We start from the raw sequence: 16,071 nt of genomic DNA, 5'->3' as shown, positions 1-16,071 counted from the left end.
CCTTAGAAAGGAGGTGATCCAGCCGCACCTTCCGGTACGGCTACCTTGTTACGACTTCGTCCCAATCGCCAATCCCACCTTCGACAGCTCCCCCCACAAGGGTTGGGCCACTGGCTTCGGGTGTTACCGACTTTCGTGACGTGACGGGCGGTGTGTACAAGGCCCGAGAACGTATTCACCGCAGCGTTGCTGATCTGCGATTACTAGCGACTCCGACTTCATGGGGTCGAGTTGCAGACCCCAATCCGAACTGAGACCGGCTTTTTGGGATTCGCTCCACCTTACGGTATCGCAGCCCACTGTACCGGCCATTGTAGCATGCGTGAAGCCCAAGACATAAGGGGCATGATGATTTGACCTCATCCCCACCTTCCTCCGAGTTGACCCCGGCAGTCTCCTATGAGTCCCCACCATTACGTGCTGGCAACATAGGACGAGGGTTGCGCTCGTTGCGGGACTTAACCCAACATCTCACGACACGAGCTGACGACAACCATGCACCACCTGTATACCGCCCTTACGGACCCCGTATCTCTACGAGTTTTCGGTATATGTCAAGCCTTGGTAAGGTTCTTCGCGTTGCATCGAATTAATCCGCATGCTCCGCCGCTTGTGCGGGCCCCCGTCAATTCCTTTGAGTTTTAGCCTTGCGGCCGTACTCCCCAGGCGGGGCACTTAATGCGTTAGCTGCGGCGCAGAACTCGTGGAACGAGCCCCACACCTAGTGCCCAACGTTTACGGCATGGACTACCAGGGTATCTAATCCTGTTCGCTACCCATGCTTTCGCTCCTCAGCGTCAGTAGTGGCCCAGAGACCTGCCTTCGCCATCGGTGTTCCTCCTGATATCTGCGCATTCCACCGCTACACCAGGAATTCCAGTCTCCCCTACCACACTCTAGTCTGCCCGTACCCACTGCAGGCGCGAGGTTGAGCCTCGCGTTTTCACAGCAGACGTGACAAACCGCCTACGAGCTCTTTACGCCCAATAATTCCGGACAACGCTTGCGCCCTACGTATTACCGCGGCTGCTGGCACGTAGTTAGCCGGCGCTTCTTCTGCAGGTACCGTCACTCTCGCTTCTTCCCTACTGAAAGGAGTTTACAACCCGAAGGCCGTCATCCTCCACGCGGCGTCGCTGCATCAGGCTTCCGCCCATTGTGCAATATTCCCCACTGCTGCCTCCCGTAGGAGTCTGGGCCGTATCTCAGTCCCAGTGTGGCCGGTCACCCTCTCAGGCCGGCTACCCGTCGTCGCCTTGGTAGGCCATTACCCCACCAACAAGCTGATAGGCCGTGAGTCCATCCCTCGCCGATAAATCTTTCCAGACACGCACATGCGCACGCATCTCATATCCGGTATTAGCCGCAATTTCTCACGGTTATCCCGAAGCCAGGGGCAGGTTACTCACGTGTTACTCACCCGTTCGCCACTCATCCACCCAGTGCAAGCACCAAGCTTCAGCGTTCGACTTGCATGTGTTAAGCACGCCGCCAGCGTTCGTCCTGAGCCAGGATCAAACTCTCCGTTAATGTATACAGACACCCCGAACACCAACCCCGAAGAGCCGGCACCCGACGCATCAACAATACGAAGAAACCCACAACCCACCCCAAAAACAGGGCAAGCCACGAGCCTTCAAATGATCTGGCAGACAAATACTAGCAAGTATTCATCCATCCAAAAAGGAACCCAAGAGAAACAACAACCAACCAACCACCCCAAAGAGCAGCCGACCAGCCATCACCCCTCACAGGGAACCATATAAAATATGGCATCGATTTTTGACACACTGTTGAGTTCTCAAGAAACGGACGCGCACCACCCGGACCACACACAACATGCAGACCAGCGCAGGGCAACCTCTCCAAACTACCCGACCAAACCAACCCCGTCAACCCGAAGGCCTCCAGAACCGAACCCGGCCGAGAAAGAAGCTTACCTCATCCAGCCCCGAAGAGCCAGTCGCCTCCACCTGGCTATACGCCGCGGAAACCGCGATGACCAACCAAGCCGCCACCCCACCGGGAACCAACCACACTCAGCGGCCGTTCCTCCCGCTCGGGGCGACGAGATAGAACATTACGCACCCCACCCCCCACGTCAAATCCCACCCCCACCCCCACACACCCACCCCCACCCACACCCGCAACGCCCTGACCAGCACAAACACCCCGAACCCCGCCCAATCCGGGCCGGAATCCGGGGCGCCCGGACCGATTCGTGACCGTACTCACAAGCATCCACGAACCCGCACACGGCTAGATCCGGCGGCTCAAGCGCCCCCGGTCGTCACCACAGCAAGACTCCGCCGACCCCGACGCACGAGCGCAACCCCGCCCGCGAGCAGGTCGGCATCGGTGAGCACCCGATCGGGATCGGTCACCTTGACGTTGTTCAGGTAGGCGCCCCCGTCGCTCACCGCCCGCCGCGCCTCGTTCCGGCTACGGCACAGGCCGGTGGACTGCAGCAGGTCGAGGATCGTGTCGGCGCCGACCTCCCCCGCCCCCCTGGGCACCTCGGCCACGGCATCGGCGAGTGTGCCGGCGTCGAGGTCCGCGAGGTCGAGCCCGCTCCCCCGGCCGAAGAGCGCCTGGGAGGCCGCCTCGACCCGTTCGCAGGCGTTCGCCCCGTGCACGAGGGTCGTCACGGCGCGGGCGAGGGCCCGCTGCGCCTCGCGCGCCGCCGGCCGCTCCGCGACCTGCGCGGCGAGCTCCTCGATCTCGGCCCGCTCGAGGAAGGTGAACACCTTGAGGTAGCCCACGACGTCCGCGTCGTCGGTGTTGATCCAGAACTGGTAGAAGGCGTAGGGGCTCATGAGCTCGGGCGAGAGCCACACCGCCCCGCCCTCGGTCTTGCCGAACTTCGTGCCGTCGGCCTTGGTGATGAGGGGCGTGGTGAGCACGTGCACGCCCGCGCCCTCGACCCGGCGGATGAGGTCGACCCCGGAGACGAGGTTGCCCCACTGGTCGTTGCCGCCGGTCTGCAGGGTGCAGCCGTAGCGCCGGAACAGTTCGAGGTAGTCCATCCCCTGGAGGATCTGATAGCTGAACTCGGTGAAGGAGATGCCCTCGTCCGAGGCCAGCCGCCGGGCGACGGTGTCCTTGGCGAGCATCGTGCCGAGCCGGAAGTGCTTGCCGATCTCCCGCAGGAAGTCGATCGCGCCCAGCTGCGCCGTCCAGTCGAGGTTGTTGACCAGCAGCGCCGGGTTGTCGCCCTCGAAGTCGAGGAAGGTGGAGATCTGCTCGCGCAGCCCGGTCGTCCACCGCTCCACGGTCTCCTTGTCGTTGAGCACGCGCTCCCCGGACTGGCGCGGATCGCCGATCATCCCGGTCGCGCCGCCGACGAGGGCGATGGCCCGGTGGCCCGCGCGCTGCAGGTGGCGCAGCAGCACGAGTTGCACGAGGTGTCCGTGGTGCAGGCTCGCCGCGGTCGGATCGAAGCCGCAATAGTAGGTGACCGGCCCGGCCGCGAACGCCTCGGCGAGTGCCTCGGCGTCGGTCGATTGGGCGATGAGGCCGCGCCAGCGCAGCTCCTCGAGGATGTCGGTCACGATGTCTCGTCCTTCGTTGTCGTTCGGCTGGTCGTGAGCGCGAGCGCGCTTCGGGCATTGCCCCGGGTCAGCGTCGGGGCGAGCCTATCCGGTAGGCGGACACGTGCTCGTCGCCGGCGAGCCAGTACCGCCACGGGTACGCCTGTGGGTCGGCCCCCGCGCCGGACACCCCGACCCGCGGGCCGGTGCGCACGTCGGCGGGCCGGACGCGACCGGTGCGCTCGAGCCGGAGGGGAGCTGCGTCGTCCTCGAGCGAGACGGCGATGCCGTCGTGTTCGGCGCGGATCCCGAGCGCCACGGTGAGCCGGGCGGGTCCGCGCGCCAGGTCGACGGGCCGGCGGCACACGCCGGCGTCGTTTCGGCGCTGCCAGGCCGTCTCGGCCCCGTCGAGGATCTCCCCGGCGCGCAGCAGCACGGCCGAGGCGGTCCCGGCCGGGCCGACCACGAGGTTCGCGCAGTGGTGCAGCCCGAGGTGGCGGTACACGTACAGGTGCGCGGGCGGGCCGAACATGACCCGGTTGCGGTTCGTGGGCCCGCGGAAGGCGTGGGAGGCGGGATCGTCGAGGCCCTCGTAGGCCTCGACCTCGGTGATCCGCAGCCGCACCCGCGCTCCCCCGAGCGTGGAGACGAGCTCGGCCCCGAGCAGTTCCGGGGCGAGTTCGGTGCTGCGCCGGCTCAGGTCGATCGATGCGGCCACGTCACTGCCCGCCGATGAGCCGGCCGCGGCCGTCCACCCGGATCGTGGCCCGCGCCGACAGGCCGACCTCGGCGTGCAGCGCGGCCTCCTGCGCCGTCCAGTCGGCGGCATGCGCGGCCGAGTCCGCCCCGTCGCGGTCGCGCCAGCGCCGCAGCCGGAGCGCGGCATCGGGTTCGTTCACCTCGACGACGACCGAGAGCAGGTGCGCGTACTCGGCCCGCACCGACCCGACGCCCTCGACCACGAGCAGCCCGCCGGTGGGCACCTCGTGGGTCTCGGCGTAGGCGCCGGCGAGCCAGTCGTAGCGTTCGTAGCTGCCGGGCAGGTCCCGGGAGAGCGGCGCGAGCACGCGGGCGGCGAGCAGCTCGCCCCCGGCCCGCAGCCCGGACCAGCCCGGATAGAGATCGTCCATGTGCAGGAGGTGGGCGGCGCCGGCCCCCTCGCCCCCCGCACGCCTCCCCTGCGCGAGCCTGTGGACGGCGCCCGCGAGCGTCGTCTTGCCCGAGCCGGCCGCGCCGTCGATCGCCACGACCGTCGTGCTCCCGCAGCGCGGACCGGCCGCGGCGGCTCGTCTCAGGACGGCCGCCGCGGCCGGATCGATCAGCGCTGCGCCCATCGGCGGTCGCCGGCGAGCCGGGCCCGGGCGGCCTCGAGCTGCTCGGCCACACGCGCGGGCGCGGTGCCCCCGGTGGCATCGCGCGAGGCGAGCGAGCCCTCGACCGAGAGCACGGAGTGCACCTGCGCGGTCAGGTCCGGGGAGATCTCGGCCAGGTCGTCCGCGCTCAGGTCCCACAGCTCGACCCCGCGCTCCTCGCAGACTCGCACGCACGCGCCCGCCACCTCGTGCGCGACCCGGAACGGGGTTCCCTGCCGCACGAGCCACTCGGCGATGTCGGTCGCGAGCGCGAATCCCTGCGGGGCGAGCTCGGCCATCCGGTCGGTGTGGAAGCGCAGCGTGGCGACCATCCCGGCGACCGCGGGCAGCACGACCTCGAGGGTGTCGACCGCGTCGAAGACCGGCTCCTTGTCCTCCTGCAGGTCGCGGTTGTACGCGAGCGGGAGGGCCTTGAGCGTGGCGAGCAGCCCGGTGAGGTCCCCGATGAGCCGGCCGGCCTTGCCGCGGGTCAGTTCGGCCACGTCGGGGTTCTTCTTCTGCGGCATGATCGAGGAGCCGGTGGAGAACGCGTCGTCGAGGGTGACGAAGGAGAACTCCTTCGTGGCCCACACGATGATCTCCTCGCTCAGCCGGGACAGGTCGATCCCGATCATCGTGGTCACGAACGCGAACTCGGCCACGACGTCGCGTGCCGCCGTGCCGTCGATCGAGTTCTCCACCGGCCCGTCGAAGCCCAGGTCGGCGGCGACGGCCGCCGGGTCGAGCCCGAGGGAGGAGCCGGCCAGTGCACCGGAGCCGTACGGGGAGTACGCGGCCCGCGCGTCCCAGTCCCGCAGCCGCTCGATGTCGCGCAGCAGCGGCCAGGCGTGCGCGAGCAGGTGGTGGGCCAGCAGCACGGGCTGGGCGTGTTGCAGATGGGTGCGCCCCGGCATCGGTGCCCCCGGATGGGCGGCGGCCTGGTCGATCAGCGCCTGCGCGACGTCGCCGACGAGACCGGCGATGAGGCGGGCCTCCTCCCGCAGGTACATCCGCACGAGGGTGGCGATCTGGTCGTTGCGGGAGCGCCCGGCGCGGAGCTTGCCGCCGAGGTCGACCCCGGCGCGCTCGAGCAGGCCCCGCTCGAGCGCGGTGTGCACGTCCTCGTCCGCCTCGGCCGGGGCGAACGCGCCGCTGCGGACGTCGGCCTCGAGGGTGTCGAGCGCCGCGATCATCCCGGCCAGCTCGCGCTCGTCGAGGAGGCCGGCCGCGGCGAGCACGCGGGCGTGGGCACGGGAGCCGGCGATGTCGTGCCGGGCGAGCCGCCAGTCGAAGTGCGTGGACTTGCTCAGCGCCGCGAGGGCGTCGGCCGGCCCGCCCGTGAACCGCCCGCCCCACAGGCTGAGGGAGGAGTCCTCAGCCATTCGAGGACTCGCCCTCGGCCAGGTCGCCGGTGCCGAGGTCCACGGCGTTGCCGAACTTCTCGTCGCGGGCGGCGGCGAGCTTGGAGGTGAGGCCGAACAGCTCGATGAAGCCGCGGGCGTGGGACTGGTCGAAGCTGTCGCCCTCGTCGTAGGTGGCGAGGTTGAAGTCGTACAGGCCCTGCTCGCTGCGCCGGCCGGTCACGGTGGCGCGGCCGCCGTGCAGGCTGAGGCGGACGTCGCCGGAGACGTAGGCCTGGGTGTCCTCGATGAAGGCGTCGAGGGACTTCTTCAGCGGGGAGAACCACTGGCCCTCGTAGACCGTGTCGGTCCACCGGTCGGAGATCGTGCGCTTGAAGCGGGCCTGCTCCCGTTCGAGGGTGACGTTCTCGAGCTCCTTGTGGGCGGCGAGCAGCACCATGGCGCCGGGGGCCTCGTAGATCTCGCGGGACTTGATGCCCACGAGCCGGTCCTCGACGATGTCGATCCGGCCAACGCCCTGGGCGCCGCCGCGGCGGTTGAGCTCCTGGATCGCCTGGAGCGGGGTGACGGCCCGGCCGTCGATCGCGACCGGGATGCCGCGGGCGAAGGTGATGACCACCTCGTCCTCGACCGGCGGGAAGCCCGGGTCGTCGGTGTAGCTGTACACGTCCTTGGTGGGGCCGTTCCAGATGTCCTCGAGGAAGCCGGTCTCGATGGCCCGGCCCCAGACGTTCTGGTCGATCGAGAACGGGTTCGACTTGGTGGTCTCGATGGGAAGGCTGTGCTGCTCGGCGTACGCGATGGCCTTCTCGCGCGTGAGCGCGAGGTCGCGCACGGGGGCGATGCACGACAGGTCGGGGGCGAGCGAGGTGATGCCGACCTCGAAGCGCACCTGGTCGTTGCCCTTGCCGGTGCAGCCGTGCGCCACGGTCGTCGCACCGAACTGGCGGGCGGCGCGCACGAGGTGCTTGACGATGACGGGGCGGGAGATCGCCGACACGAGCGGGTAGGCGTCCATGTACAGGGCGTTCGCCTTGAGCGCCGGCATGCAGTACTCGTTCGCGAACTCGTCGCGGGCGTCGGCCACGTAGGCCTCGACGGCGCCGCAGTCGAGGGCCCGCTGTCGGATGACCTCGAGGTCCTCCCCGCCCTGGCCCACGTCGACGGCCACGGCCACGACCTCGGCGCCCGTGGCTTCACCGATCCAGCCGATGGCCACCGAGGTGTCCAAACCTCCGGAGTATGCGAGAACTACGCGGTCTTTGGTCATGCTTCCTGCACTTTCTGATCGAGGATTCGAGCGTTGGGATGAGCGAGTTCGAGGAATCGGGCGGCGGTCGCGCGCCCCCCGTCGGGCTCGGCGGTGATCACGAGCACCGTGTCGTCGCCCGCGATGGTGCCCAGCACGCTGGGCAGGATGGAGGTGTCGATCGCCGAGGCGAGGAACTGGGCGGCCCCGGGCGGGGTGCGCAGCACCACGAGGTTCGCCGACGGCTCGGCGGAGACGAGCAGGTCGCCCAGGAGCCGGGCCAGCCGGGCCGCGAGGTGCTCGGCGTCCGGGTCGGCGCCCGGCGCGGGGCTCCCCTCGGCCGGGACGGCGTAGCGCTGCCCGTCGCCGGCCCGCACCTTATAGGCGCGCAGCTCCTCCAGGTCGCGGGAGACGGTCGCCTGCGTGGAGGTCACCCCCGCGCCCGCGAGCAGGTCGCGCAGCTCCGCCTGGGAGCGCACGGCGTGACCGGCGATGAGCCGGCGGATGAGCGCGTGCCGGGCGGTCTTCGTGGCGGGAACGCTCACAGCCGCGCCCCGGGTCCGCCCGTGTGGTCGAGGAGGAACGAGAGCACCGCCTTCTGGGCGTGCAGCCGGTTCTCCGCCTCGTCCCAGACCACGGATCGGGGCCCGTCGAGGACCTCGGCCGTGATCTCCTTGCCCCGGTAGGCGGGCAGGCAGTGCAGCACGACGGCGGCCGGTGCCGCCAGGGCGAGCACGTCGCCGTCGAGCTGGAAGGGTCGAAACGGCGCGAGCCGTTCGGAGGCCTCGTCCTCCTGGCCCATCGACACCCACGTGTCCGTGGCCACCGCGTCGGCCCCGGACACGGCGGCGCCGGGGTCGTCGGTCACGGTGATCGAGCCGCCGGTCGTCGCGGCGATCGCCTCGGCGCGGGCGAGCAGGTCGGCCCGGGGCCGGTAGCCGGCGGGGGCGCCGATGCGCACGTCCAGGCCCGCGAGCGCGCCGCCGAGGAGGTAGGAGTGGGCCATGTTGTTGCCGCCGTCGCCGAGGTAGGCCAGGGTGCGCCCGGCGAGGGCGGGCCCCGCGCCGTCCACACCCCCGGCGAGCCCACCGGTGTGCTCGGCGATCGTGAGCAGGTCGGCGAGGATCTGGCACGGGTGGAAGTCGTCGGTCAGGGCGTTGACGACCGGCACGGTGGCGGCGCCGGCCATCTCCTCGATGCGGTCCTGCCCGTACGTGCGCCAGACGATCGCGGCGACCTGCCGGGTGAGCACGCGGGTGACGTCGGCGATCGACTCCCGGGTGCCGATCTGGGCGAGGCCGCCGTCGACCATGACCGGGTAGCCGCCGAGTTCGCTGATGCCGACCGTGAACGAGAGCTGGGTGCGCAGCGTCGGCTTGTCGAAGATGACCGCCACGGACCGCGGGCCGGCGAGGCTGCGATCGGCGAACCGGTCGGCCTTGAGGGCGGCGGCGCGGGTGAGCACCTCGCGCTGCTCGGCGCTGGTCAGGTCGTCGTCGGCGAGGAGGTGGCGGGTCATGCCGCGCCCCCGTTCGACTGGGCGTCCCCGGTGGCGCGCTCGGCCGCGGCGAGGATCGCCGGCAGCGCGTCGATGAAGTCCTGGGCCTGCGCGGCGGAGAGGATGAACGGGGGCGCGAGCCGCACCACGGTCGGCGCGGCGGCGTTGACGATGAAGCCGGCCTCGAGCGCGGCGGTCACGACCGCCGGGCCGATCGGTGCCGTGAGCTCGACCCCGAGCAGGAGCCCCTCGCCGCGGACGCCGCGGATGAGGGCGTGCTCCCCGGAGGCCTGCGGCAGGGCGGTGATGCCGGCGCGCAGCTGCTCGCCCCGCTCGCGGACGGCCGCGAGCAGGTCGTCGCGTTCGATCACGTGGATCGTGGCGAGGCCGGCGGCGGCCGCCATCGGGTTGCCGCCGAAGGTCGTGCCGTGGTTGCCCGGGGTGAACACCCCGGAGACGTCCGCGCCGAGCGTGACGAGCGCGCCGACGGGGAAGCCGCCGCCGAGGCCCTTGGCCAGCGCGATCGCGTCCGGCACGATGCCGCCGCCGATCTCGGGCAGGTGATGGGCCATCCAGGCGCCGCACCGGCCCATGCCGGTCTGCACCTCGTCGAGGATGAGCAGGGCCCCGGCGGCGCGCGTGAGCTCGCGCACCTGCGCCAGGTAGCCCGGGGGCGGCAGGCGCACGCCCGCCTCCCCCTGGATGGGTTCGAGCACGACCGCGGCCACGTCGCCGGCGGCCAGCTCGCGCCCGATCGCCTCGGCGTCGCCGAAGGGCACGTGGGTCACGCCGCCCGGCAGCGACCCGAACGGGTCCTTGTAGGCACTCTTGTAGGTGAGGGCGAGGGCGCCCATGCTGCGGCCGTGGAAGGCCCCCTCGGCGGCGAGGACCCGGGGCCGCCGCTGCCCGCCGTGCTTGCGCGCGAGCTTGAACGCGGCCTCGATCGCCTCGGTGCCGGAGTTCGTGAAGAACACCTTCGACCCGGCCGGCGCGCCGCCCGGCTCGGCGAGGGCCAGCAGCCGCTCGGCGAGCGCGATCTGGGTGGGGGTGGCGAAGAAGTTCGACACGTGCCCGAGCGTGTTGAACTGGGCGGCGATCGCGCCGGTGAGCGTCGGGTGGGTGTGGCCGAGGCAGTTGACCGCGATCCCGGCGAGCAGGTCGAGGTAGCGGCGGCCGTCGGCGTCCCACACGTAGGCCCCCTCCCCGCGCACGAGCACGCGCTGGGGCGCGCCGAACGTGTTCATCAGGGCGCCGGCATAGCGCTCCTGCCACTGCGCGGCGGTGGCCGCCTGGGTCGTGCCTGCGATGAGGTCGCTCATCTGAAGCCATCCTCCGGTTCGATCATTGTTCCCACCCCGTCGGTGGTGAAGATTTCCAGCAGCAGCGAGTGCGCCACCCGCCCGTCCACGACGTGGGCACCGCGGACCCCGCCCCGCACGGCCCGCAGGCACGCCTCCATCTTGGGCACCATCCCCGATTCGAGCCGCGGGAGCAGCGCCTCGAGCGCATCGGGGGACATCCGCCGGATGAGGGAGGAGCGGTCGGGCCAGTCCCCGTAGAGCCCCTCGACGTCGGTGAGCACCACGAGCTTCTCGGCGCCGAGGGCCACCGCGAGCGCGGCCGCGGCGGTGTCGGCGTTGACGTTGAGCACGTCCCCGGGGTGGTCGACGTCCGGCGCGATCGTGGAGACCACGGGGATCCGGCCCGAGTCGAGCAGCCCGCGCACGATCGCGGGGTTGACCCGCACGACGTCGCCCACGAGGCCGACGTCCACGCGCTCGCCGTCGACGGTGGCGTGGCGGCGGCGGGCGCCGAAGAGCCCGGCGTCCTCCCCCGAGATCCCCACGGCCAGGCCCTGGCGCACGTTGAGACGGTTGACCAGGGTGCGCTGCACCTGGCCGGTGAGCACCATCCGCACGACGTCCATCGTCTCCGGCGTGGTCACCCGCAGCCCGCCCCGGAACTCGCTCGTGATGTCGAGCCGGCCGAGCATCGAGGAGATCTGCGGGCCGCCGCCGTGCACCACGACGGGCAGGAGGCCCGCCTGCCGGAAGAAGCGGATGTCGTCGGCGAAGGCGCGTTCGAGCTCCGGGTCGACCATCGCGTTGCCGCCGAACTTGATCACGACGACCTTGCCGGAGAAGCGTTCGAGCCACGGCAGTGCCTCGATCAGCGCCCCGGCCTTCTGCTCGGGTCGAAGGGTGCGCGCGATGCGGATCTCAGCCGTGTCGGTCACGTCGGTCACGTCGGTCGCGTCGGTCACGTCGGTCGGGTCCGCGGCGGGGCCCTGCTGGGAAGGGGTCATGTGGAGTAGGCGCTGTTCTCGTGGACGTAGTCGTGGGTGAGGTCGTTGGTCCAGATGGTGGCGGAGTCGGTGCCGGCGTGCAGGTCGATGAGCACGTGTACGTCCCGGGCCGAGGCCAGGTCGACCTCGGTCCGCGGCCGGTGCGCTCCCCCGCCGCGGCAGACCATGACGCCGTTGACGCTCACGTCGAGGTCGTCGGCCTCGAAGCGGGCGACCTCGACGGGCACGGTGCCCACCTGCGCGAGCACCCGGCCCCAGTTCGGGTCGTTGCCGTAGATCGCGGTCTTGAACAGGGCGGAGCGGGCCACGGCGCGGCCGACGGCCTCGGCCGCGTCGGTCGAATGGGCCCCGACGACCTCGACGGCGATGTCGTGGCTCGCGCCCTCGGCGTCGGCCACGAGCGCCCGGGACAGGTCGGCGCACACGGAGGTGAGTGCGGCGGTGAACTCGCCCCGGTCGGGCGTGACGCCGCTCGCCCCGGAGGCGAGCAGGGCGACCGTGTCGGAGGTCGACATGCAGCCGTCGGAGTCGACCCGGTTGAAGGTCGCGCGCACGGCGCCCGCGAGCGCCTCGTGCGCGAGTTCGGGGGTGAGGACGGCGTCGGTGGTGACCACCGCGAGCATCGTGGCCATCGCGGGGGCGAGCATCCCGGCGCCCTTGGCCATCCCGCCCACGCTGTAGCCGGAGCCGGTGGCCACGGCCTCCTTCGCCACGGTGTCGGTGGTGAGGATCGCCTCGGCGGCGTCCGCCCCGCCGTCGGGGGCGAGCGCGGCCGCGGCGGCGTCGACCCCGGGCAGGAGCACCGCCATCGGCAGGTGTTCCCCGATGAGCCCGGTCGAGCAGACGAGCACCCCGGCGGCGGGCATCCCGAGCGCCGCGCCGACGCGCTCGGCCGTGGCCACGACGTCCGCGTCGCCGCGCGGGCCGGTGCACACGTTCGCGCCGCCGGAATTGAGCACGACGGCCCGGATCGACGTGCCGCCGGACTCCGCGAGGCGGGCGCGGGACCAGGTGACCGGCGCGCCGACCACGCGGTTCGTGGTGAACACCCCGGCGGCCACCGAGTCGGGGCCATCGTTGACCACGAGCGCGAGGTCGGACTTGCCGGAGGGCTTGAGGCCCGCGGTGACGCCGGTGGCCCGGAAGCCCCGGGGGGCGGTGATGCTCACGGCGCGACCCCCTCGATCGGGAGCCCGGCGGTCTCGGCGAGGCCGAGCGCGAGGTTCATCGACTGCACGGCCGCTCCGGCGGTGCCCTTGACGAGGTTGTCGATCGCGCACACGACGACGGCCCGGCCGGCCCGCTCGTCGAGGGCGACCTGCATGAGCGCGGTGTTGGCGCCCAGGGTCATCGCGGTCGAGGGCCAGGCGCCGTCCGGCAGCAGGTGCACGAACGGCTCCCGGGCATAGGCCTCCTCCCAGGCCGCCCGCAGCGAGGCGGCGGTGGTGCCGGCAGTGACGGGCGCGCTGATCGTGGCGAGGATCCCCCGCGACATCGGCACGAGCGTGGGGGTGAAGGAGATCTGCACCCGCTCCACGCCGGCATCGGCGCCGGCCGCGCGCAGGTTCTGTTCGATCTCGGGGATGTGCCGGTGCACGCCGCCGACGGCGTAGGGCACGGCGCTGCCGAGGCCCTCGCTCGCGAGCAGGTGGGTGCGCAGGCTCTTGCCGGCGCCGGAGTAGCCGTTGGCGAGCACGGCCACGAGGCCGGTCGGATCGACGACCCCGGCGGCCACGCCCGGCTGGATCCCGAGGGTCACCGCGGTCACGTTGCAGCCCGGCACGGCGACCCGCGTGACACCGGCGAGGCGATCGCGTTGGCGAGCTCCGCCGTCCACAATCAGCTCGGGCAGGCCGTACGGCCAGGTGCCGGCATGCTCGGAGCCGTAGAACGCCGTCCACTCGCCGGCGTCGGCGAGGCGGTGATCCGCGCCGCAGTCGAGCACGAGGGTGTGTGGGCTGAGGGTCTCGAGTTCGGCCGCGATCGCGGCGGAGGCGCCGTGCGGGAGGGCGAGGAACACGACGTCGTGACCGGCGAGGTGCTCGGCCGTCGTGGCCGTGAAGGTGCGGTCCGCGAGGCCGAGCAGATGCGGCTGGGTCGCGCGGACCGGCTCGCCGGCGTTGGAATGGGCGGTGAGTGCCCCGAGCCGCACCTGTGGGTGGGCGGTGAGCAGCCGCAGGATCTCGCCGCCGGCGTAACCACTGGCCCCGGCAACAGCCACGTTTACAGTCATCTGCATAACTATACACAGTCTCGAGCAGTGTGGGCGGACTGGAAGAATATCCCGCATGAGTATCCGAACGATCGTCCAGGGTGACGAGGTCGACGACTATCCCCTCCTGCCACCCGAGGCGGCCCGCGGCACGGCGCTGCGCGTGACCGAGGTGGGCGAGGGGGTGCTGCACGAGCCGTGCCGCACGATCACCGAATTCGACACCCCGGAGCTGCACACGCTCATCGACGACATGTTCGCCACGATGGCCGTCGCGGAGGGGGTCGGGCTCGCGGCGAACCAGGTGGGCGTGGACCTGCGGCTGTTCGTCTACGACCTCACCCACGCCGAGGTGCGCCACGTGGGGCACGTGCTCAACCCCGTGGTCGTGATCGAGGAGGAGGCCGGCACGGAGGAGTCCGAGGAGGGATGCCTGTCGGTGCCAGGGCCGGGGGCCGAGCTCTTCCGGGGCTCGCGGGCGACCGTCACGGGCGTGGACGTCTACGGCGAACCGGTGACCATCACCGGCGAGGGATACTTCGCGCGCTGCCTCCAGCACGAGACCGATCATCTCGGCGGCCGGCTCTACATCGACCTCATCTCCAAGCGCGAGCGCAAGCGGGTGCTGGCCGATATGTCCGACCTGCGCGAGGAGGTGCTCGAGCGGCGCACCGAGCTCGCCGCCGAGCTCGGCAAGGCGGCCCCGACCTACCCGGATGCGCCGCCGGCCCGCTAAGTGTTCGGGGCGCCGCCCACTCTGCGGTTCGGGTCGGGACCGTTCACCTCCCCGGGGCTGGTCGATCCTCCCCGTCCGACGGTCCGCGGCGTAACTTGGGGGGATGCACGCGATCGAGATCGACGCCCCCGGCGGGGCCGACACATTGGAATTCGTCCCCGTTCCCGAACTCGAGCCGGGACCCGGCCAGATCGTGGTGCACCCCCGCGGCATCGGCGTCAACTTCTACGACACCTACGTGCGCGGCGGCGTGTACCCGGCCGACTTCCCGCTGCGGCCCGGGTCGGAGGGCGCCGGTGAGGTGATCGCCGTGGGCCCGGGCGTGACCGGAGTCGCCCACGGGGACCGGGTCGCCTGGACGGGATCGGTCAGCGGGTCCTACGCCGAGCAGGTGCTGCTCGGCGCCGAGGCCGCCCTGCCCGTGCCGCCGGGGCTCGATCTCGTGACGGCCGCGGCGCTGCCGCTGCAGGGCCTCACGGCCCAGATGCTTGTGGACGGCGTCGCTCACCTCGGCGGACCCGGCACCGATCAGCACACGGTCTTCATCACGGCGGGGGCCGGCGGAGTGGGACAGCTGTTCATCCAGCTCGCCCGGGCGGCCGGTGCCCGCGTGCTCACGATGGTCGGCACGGAGGCGAAGGCGGAGGCCGCGCGCACGGCCGGGGCCGAGGACGTGTTCGTGCCCGACGGCGAGGAGCCGGTCGCGGCGCTGACCGAGTGGCTGCGCGGGCACACCGGTGGCCGCGGCGTCGACGTGTTCTACGACGGGCTCGGCCGGGCGACCTTCGACGCCGCGATCGCCTCGACCCGGATGCGCGGCCTCGTCGTGCTCTTCGGGGGCGCGTCGGGGCAGGTTCCCCCGTTCGACCTCCAACGCCTCAACCGGGCCGGCTCACTGTTCGTCACGCGCCCGACCGTGTGGCACTACGTGTCCGACCCGGCCGAGTTGCAGCGCCGCTGGGCCGAGGTGAGCGAGGCCGCCTCCCGCGGCGACCTGGCCGTGACCATCGGGGCGACCTATCCCCTCGAGCACGCGCGCTACGCCCACGAGGCCCTCGAGGCCCGGATGACCACCGGCAAGGTCATGCTCCTGCCGGCGTGAGCGACACGGGTGCGCCGGGTGCGGCATTCCGTGCAGATCGCGGGACCGGACCTCGACGGAATCCCGCCTTCGGCGGTGTATCGGCCAGGCTGAACCGGGGTGCGGGAGGCCCAGGCATCGCAGCGCGACGAAGTGGTGTCGGGGAGGGCCAGTTCCGGGCTGTACCTGGGACCCGGACCTGCCCCTCCCCGACGGGCCGCAATCAGGGGAGTGATGCGGCCGTCTGTGCGCCCAGGACGGAGGCGACCTCGTCGGCCCAGGCGGAAACCAATTCGAAATCCCGACGATCCTCGAGGTTCGCGCGCGTCATCGAGATGAGCGCCCGCTCCGCGTCGGTGAGGACGTCCGGGTCGACCCTACCGAGGAAGATCGGGTAGCGACTGCCCAGGTAGGGGCGTGCCGCGGGATGGGTGAACGGGGGCGCGAGCGGATTGCCCGTGATGTTCTTCAGGCCGGAGGCGAACACCCACACGGGCAGCTGCGGTGCCTCCCGTTCGAGGCGGGCGGTGAACTTGCGCGCGGCCGTGAGCGGGCGGCCGATGTAGATCGCCGTACCCACGATCACGGCGTCGTAGTCGAGGTCGGTCACCTGTGCGACGTCGGCGGTGCGCACCTCATGTCCGTGCCCGCTCAGCACAGAACCCACGACGGCACCGAATTCACGAGTCGAACCGTAGTTCGAGGCGGTGGCAACGAGGACTCTCATGACTCAAGGATCCACGCCGA

General features: G+C 71.1%; 14 protein-coding genes and 1 rRNA gene. 2 read left to right on the top strand and 13 right to left on the bottom strand.

The annotated features are described in order from the left end of the window. Positions 1–6 precede the first annotated feature (6 nt). The 12 genes from GCE65_RS05830 to argC all read right to left on the bottom strand — a co-directional run bounded on the left by GCE65_RS05830 (position 7) and on the right by argC (position 13,528). Positions 7–1,530: ribosomal RNA gene (locus GCE65_RS05830) — 16S ribosomal RNA — on the bottom strand. A gap of 743 nt (positions 1,531–2,273) precedes the next feature. Beyond that, entirely contained in the window at positions 2,274–3,551 is a 1,278-nt protein-coding gene (tyrS, locus tag GCE65_RS05825; protein ID WP_153877723.1) for a tyrosine--tRNA ligase, read from the bottom strand. Between the two features lie 67 nt (positions 3,552–3,618). After that, the gene (locus GCE65_RS05820; RefSeq protein ID WP_228760132.1) at positions 3,619–4,248 is read right to left on the bottom strand and encodes a DNA-3-methyladenine glycosylase; all 630 of its coding nucleotides are present in this window, start codon (positions 4,246–4,248) and stop codon (positions 3,619–3,621) included. Between the two features lies 1 nt (position 4,249). Further along, positions 4,250–4,864, bottom strand: coding sequence for a hypothetical protein (locus tag GCE65_RS05815; protein WP_153877721.1), 615 nt, complete (start codon positions 4,862–4,864; stop codon positions 4,250–4,252). Then, positions 4,849–6,264 carry an argininosuccinate lyase gene (gene argH / locus GCE65_RS05810; protein ID WP_153877720.1) on the bottom strand — a complete coding sequence of 472 codons (1,416 nt, stop codon included), beginning with the start codon at positions 6,262–6,264 and terminating at the stop codon, positions 4,849–4,851. The genes GCE65_RS05815 and argH overlap by 16 nt, the downstream gene beginning before the upstream one ends. Further along, positions 6,257–7,513, bottom strand: a complete 1,257-nt coding sequence (locus GCE65_RS05805; protein WP_152910374.1) for an argininosuccinate synthase — start codon at positions 7,511–7,513, stop codon at positions 6,257–6,259. The genes argH and GCE65_RS05805 overlap by 8 nt, the downstream gene beginning before the upstream one ends. Further along, on the bottom strand, positions 7,510–8,037 hold the full coding sequence (locus tag GCE65_RS05800) for an arginine repressor (RefSeq protein ID WP_153877719.1): 528 nt from the start codon (positions 8,035–8,037) through the stop codon (positions 7,510–7,512). The genes GCE65_RS05805 and GCE65_RS05800 overlap by 4 nt, the downstream gene beginning before the upstream one ends. Then, on the bottom strand, positions 8,034–9,011 hold the full coding sequence (argF, locus tag GCE65_RS05795) for an ornithine carbamoyltransferase (protein ID WP_152910373.1): 978 nt from the start codon (positions 9,009–9,011) through the stop codon (positions 8,034–8,036). The genes GCE65_RS05800 and argF overlap by 4 nt, the downstream gene beginning before the upstream one ends. Then, positions 9,008–10,309 carry an acetylornithine transaminase gene (locus GCE65_RS05790; RefSeq protein WP_152910372.1) on the bottom strand — a complete coding sequence of 434 codons (1,302 nt, stop codon included), beginning with the start codon at positions 10,307–10,309 and terminating at the stop codon, positions 9,008–9,010. The genes argF and GCE65_RS05790 overlap by 4 nt, the downstream gene beginning before the upstream one ends. After that, the gene (argB, locus tag GCE65_RS05785; protein WP_153877718.1) at positions 10,306–11,295 is read right to left on the bottom strand and encodes an acetylglutamate kinase; all 990 of its coding nucleotides are present in this window, start codon (positions 11,293–11,295) and stop codon (positions 10,306–10,308) included. Before argB ends, GCE65_RS05790 begins: the two co-directional genes overlap by 4 nt. Next, on the bottom strand, positions 11,292–12,464 hold the full coding sequence (gene argJ, locus GCE65_RS05780) for a bifunctional glutamate N-acetyltransferase/amino-acid acetyltransferase ArgJ (protein ID WP_153877717.1): 1,173 nt from the start codon (positions 12,462–12,464) through the stop codon (positions 11,292–11,294). The genes argB and argJ overlap by 4 nt, the downstream gene beginning before the upstream one ends. Then, on the bottom strand, positions 12,461–13,528 hold the full coding sequence (argC, locus tag GCE65_RS05775) for an N-acetyl-gamma-glutamyl-phosphate reductase (protein ID WP_152910370.1): 1,068 nt from the start codon (positions 13,526–13,528) through the stop codon (positions 12,461–12,463). Before argC ends, argJ begins: the two co-directional genes overlap by 4 nt. A gap of 55 nt (positions 13,529–13,583) precedes the next feature. Here argC and def point away from each other — a divergent pair, with 55 nt between their 5' ends. Beyond that, positions 13,584–14,243 carry a peptide deformylase gene (def, locus tag GCE65_RS05770; protein WP_153877716.1) on the top strand — a complete coding sequence of 220 codons (660 nt, stop codon included), beginning with the start codon at positions 13,584–13,586 and terminating at the stop codon, positions 14,241–14,243. 103 nt (positions 14,244–14,346) lie between these two features. Beyond that, on the top strand, positions 14,347–15,345 hold the full coding sequence (locus tag GCE65_RS05765) for a quinone oxidoreductase (protein WP_153877715.1): 999 nt from the start codon (positions 14,347–14,349) through the stop codon (positions 15,343–15,345). 202 nt (positions 15,346–15,547) lie between these two features. Here the strand turns inward: GCE65_RS05765 and GCE65_RS05760 are convergent, their stop codons facing one another. Continuing rightward, entirely contained in the window at positions 15,548–16,051 is a 504-nt protein-coding gene (locus tag GCE65_RS05760; RefSeq protein ID WP_152910366.1) for a flavodoxin domain-containing protein, read from the bottom strand. Positions 16,052–16,071 lie beyond the last annotated feature (20 nt).

Source organism: Pseudactinotalea sp. HY158, from assembly GCF_009660225.1.
GTDB lineage: Bacteria > Actinomycetota > Actinomycetes > Actinomycetales > Beutenbergiaceae > HY158.
The sequence above is the reverse complement of the archived record's forward strand: the minus strand, read 5'-3'. Positions and strand labels throughout refer to the sequence as shown.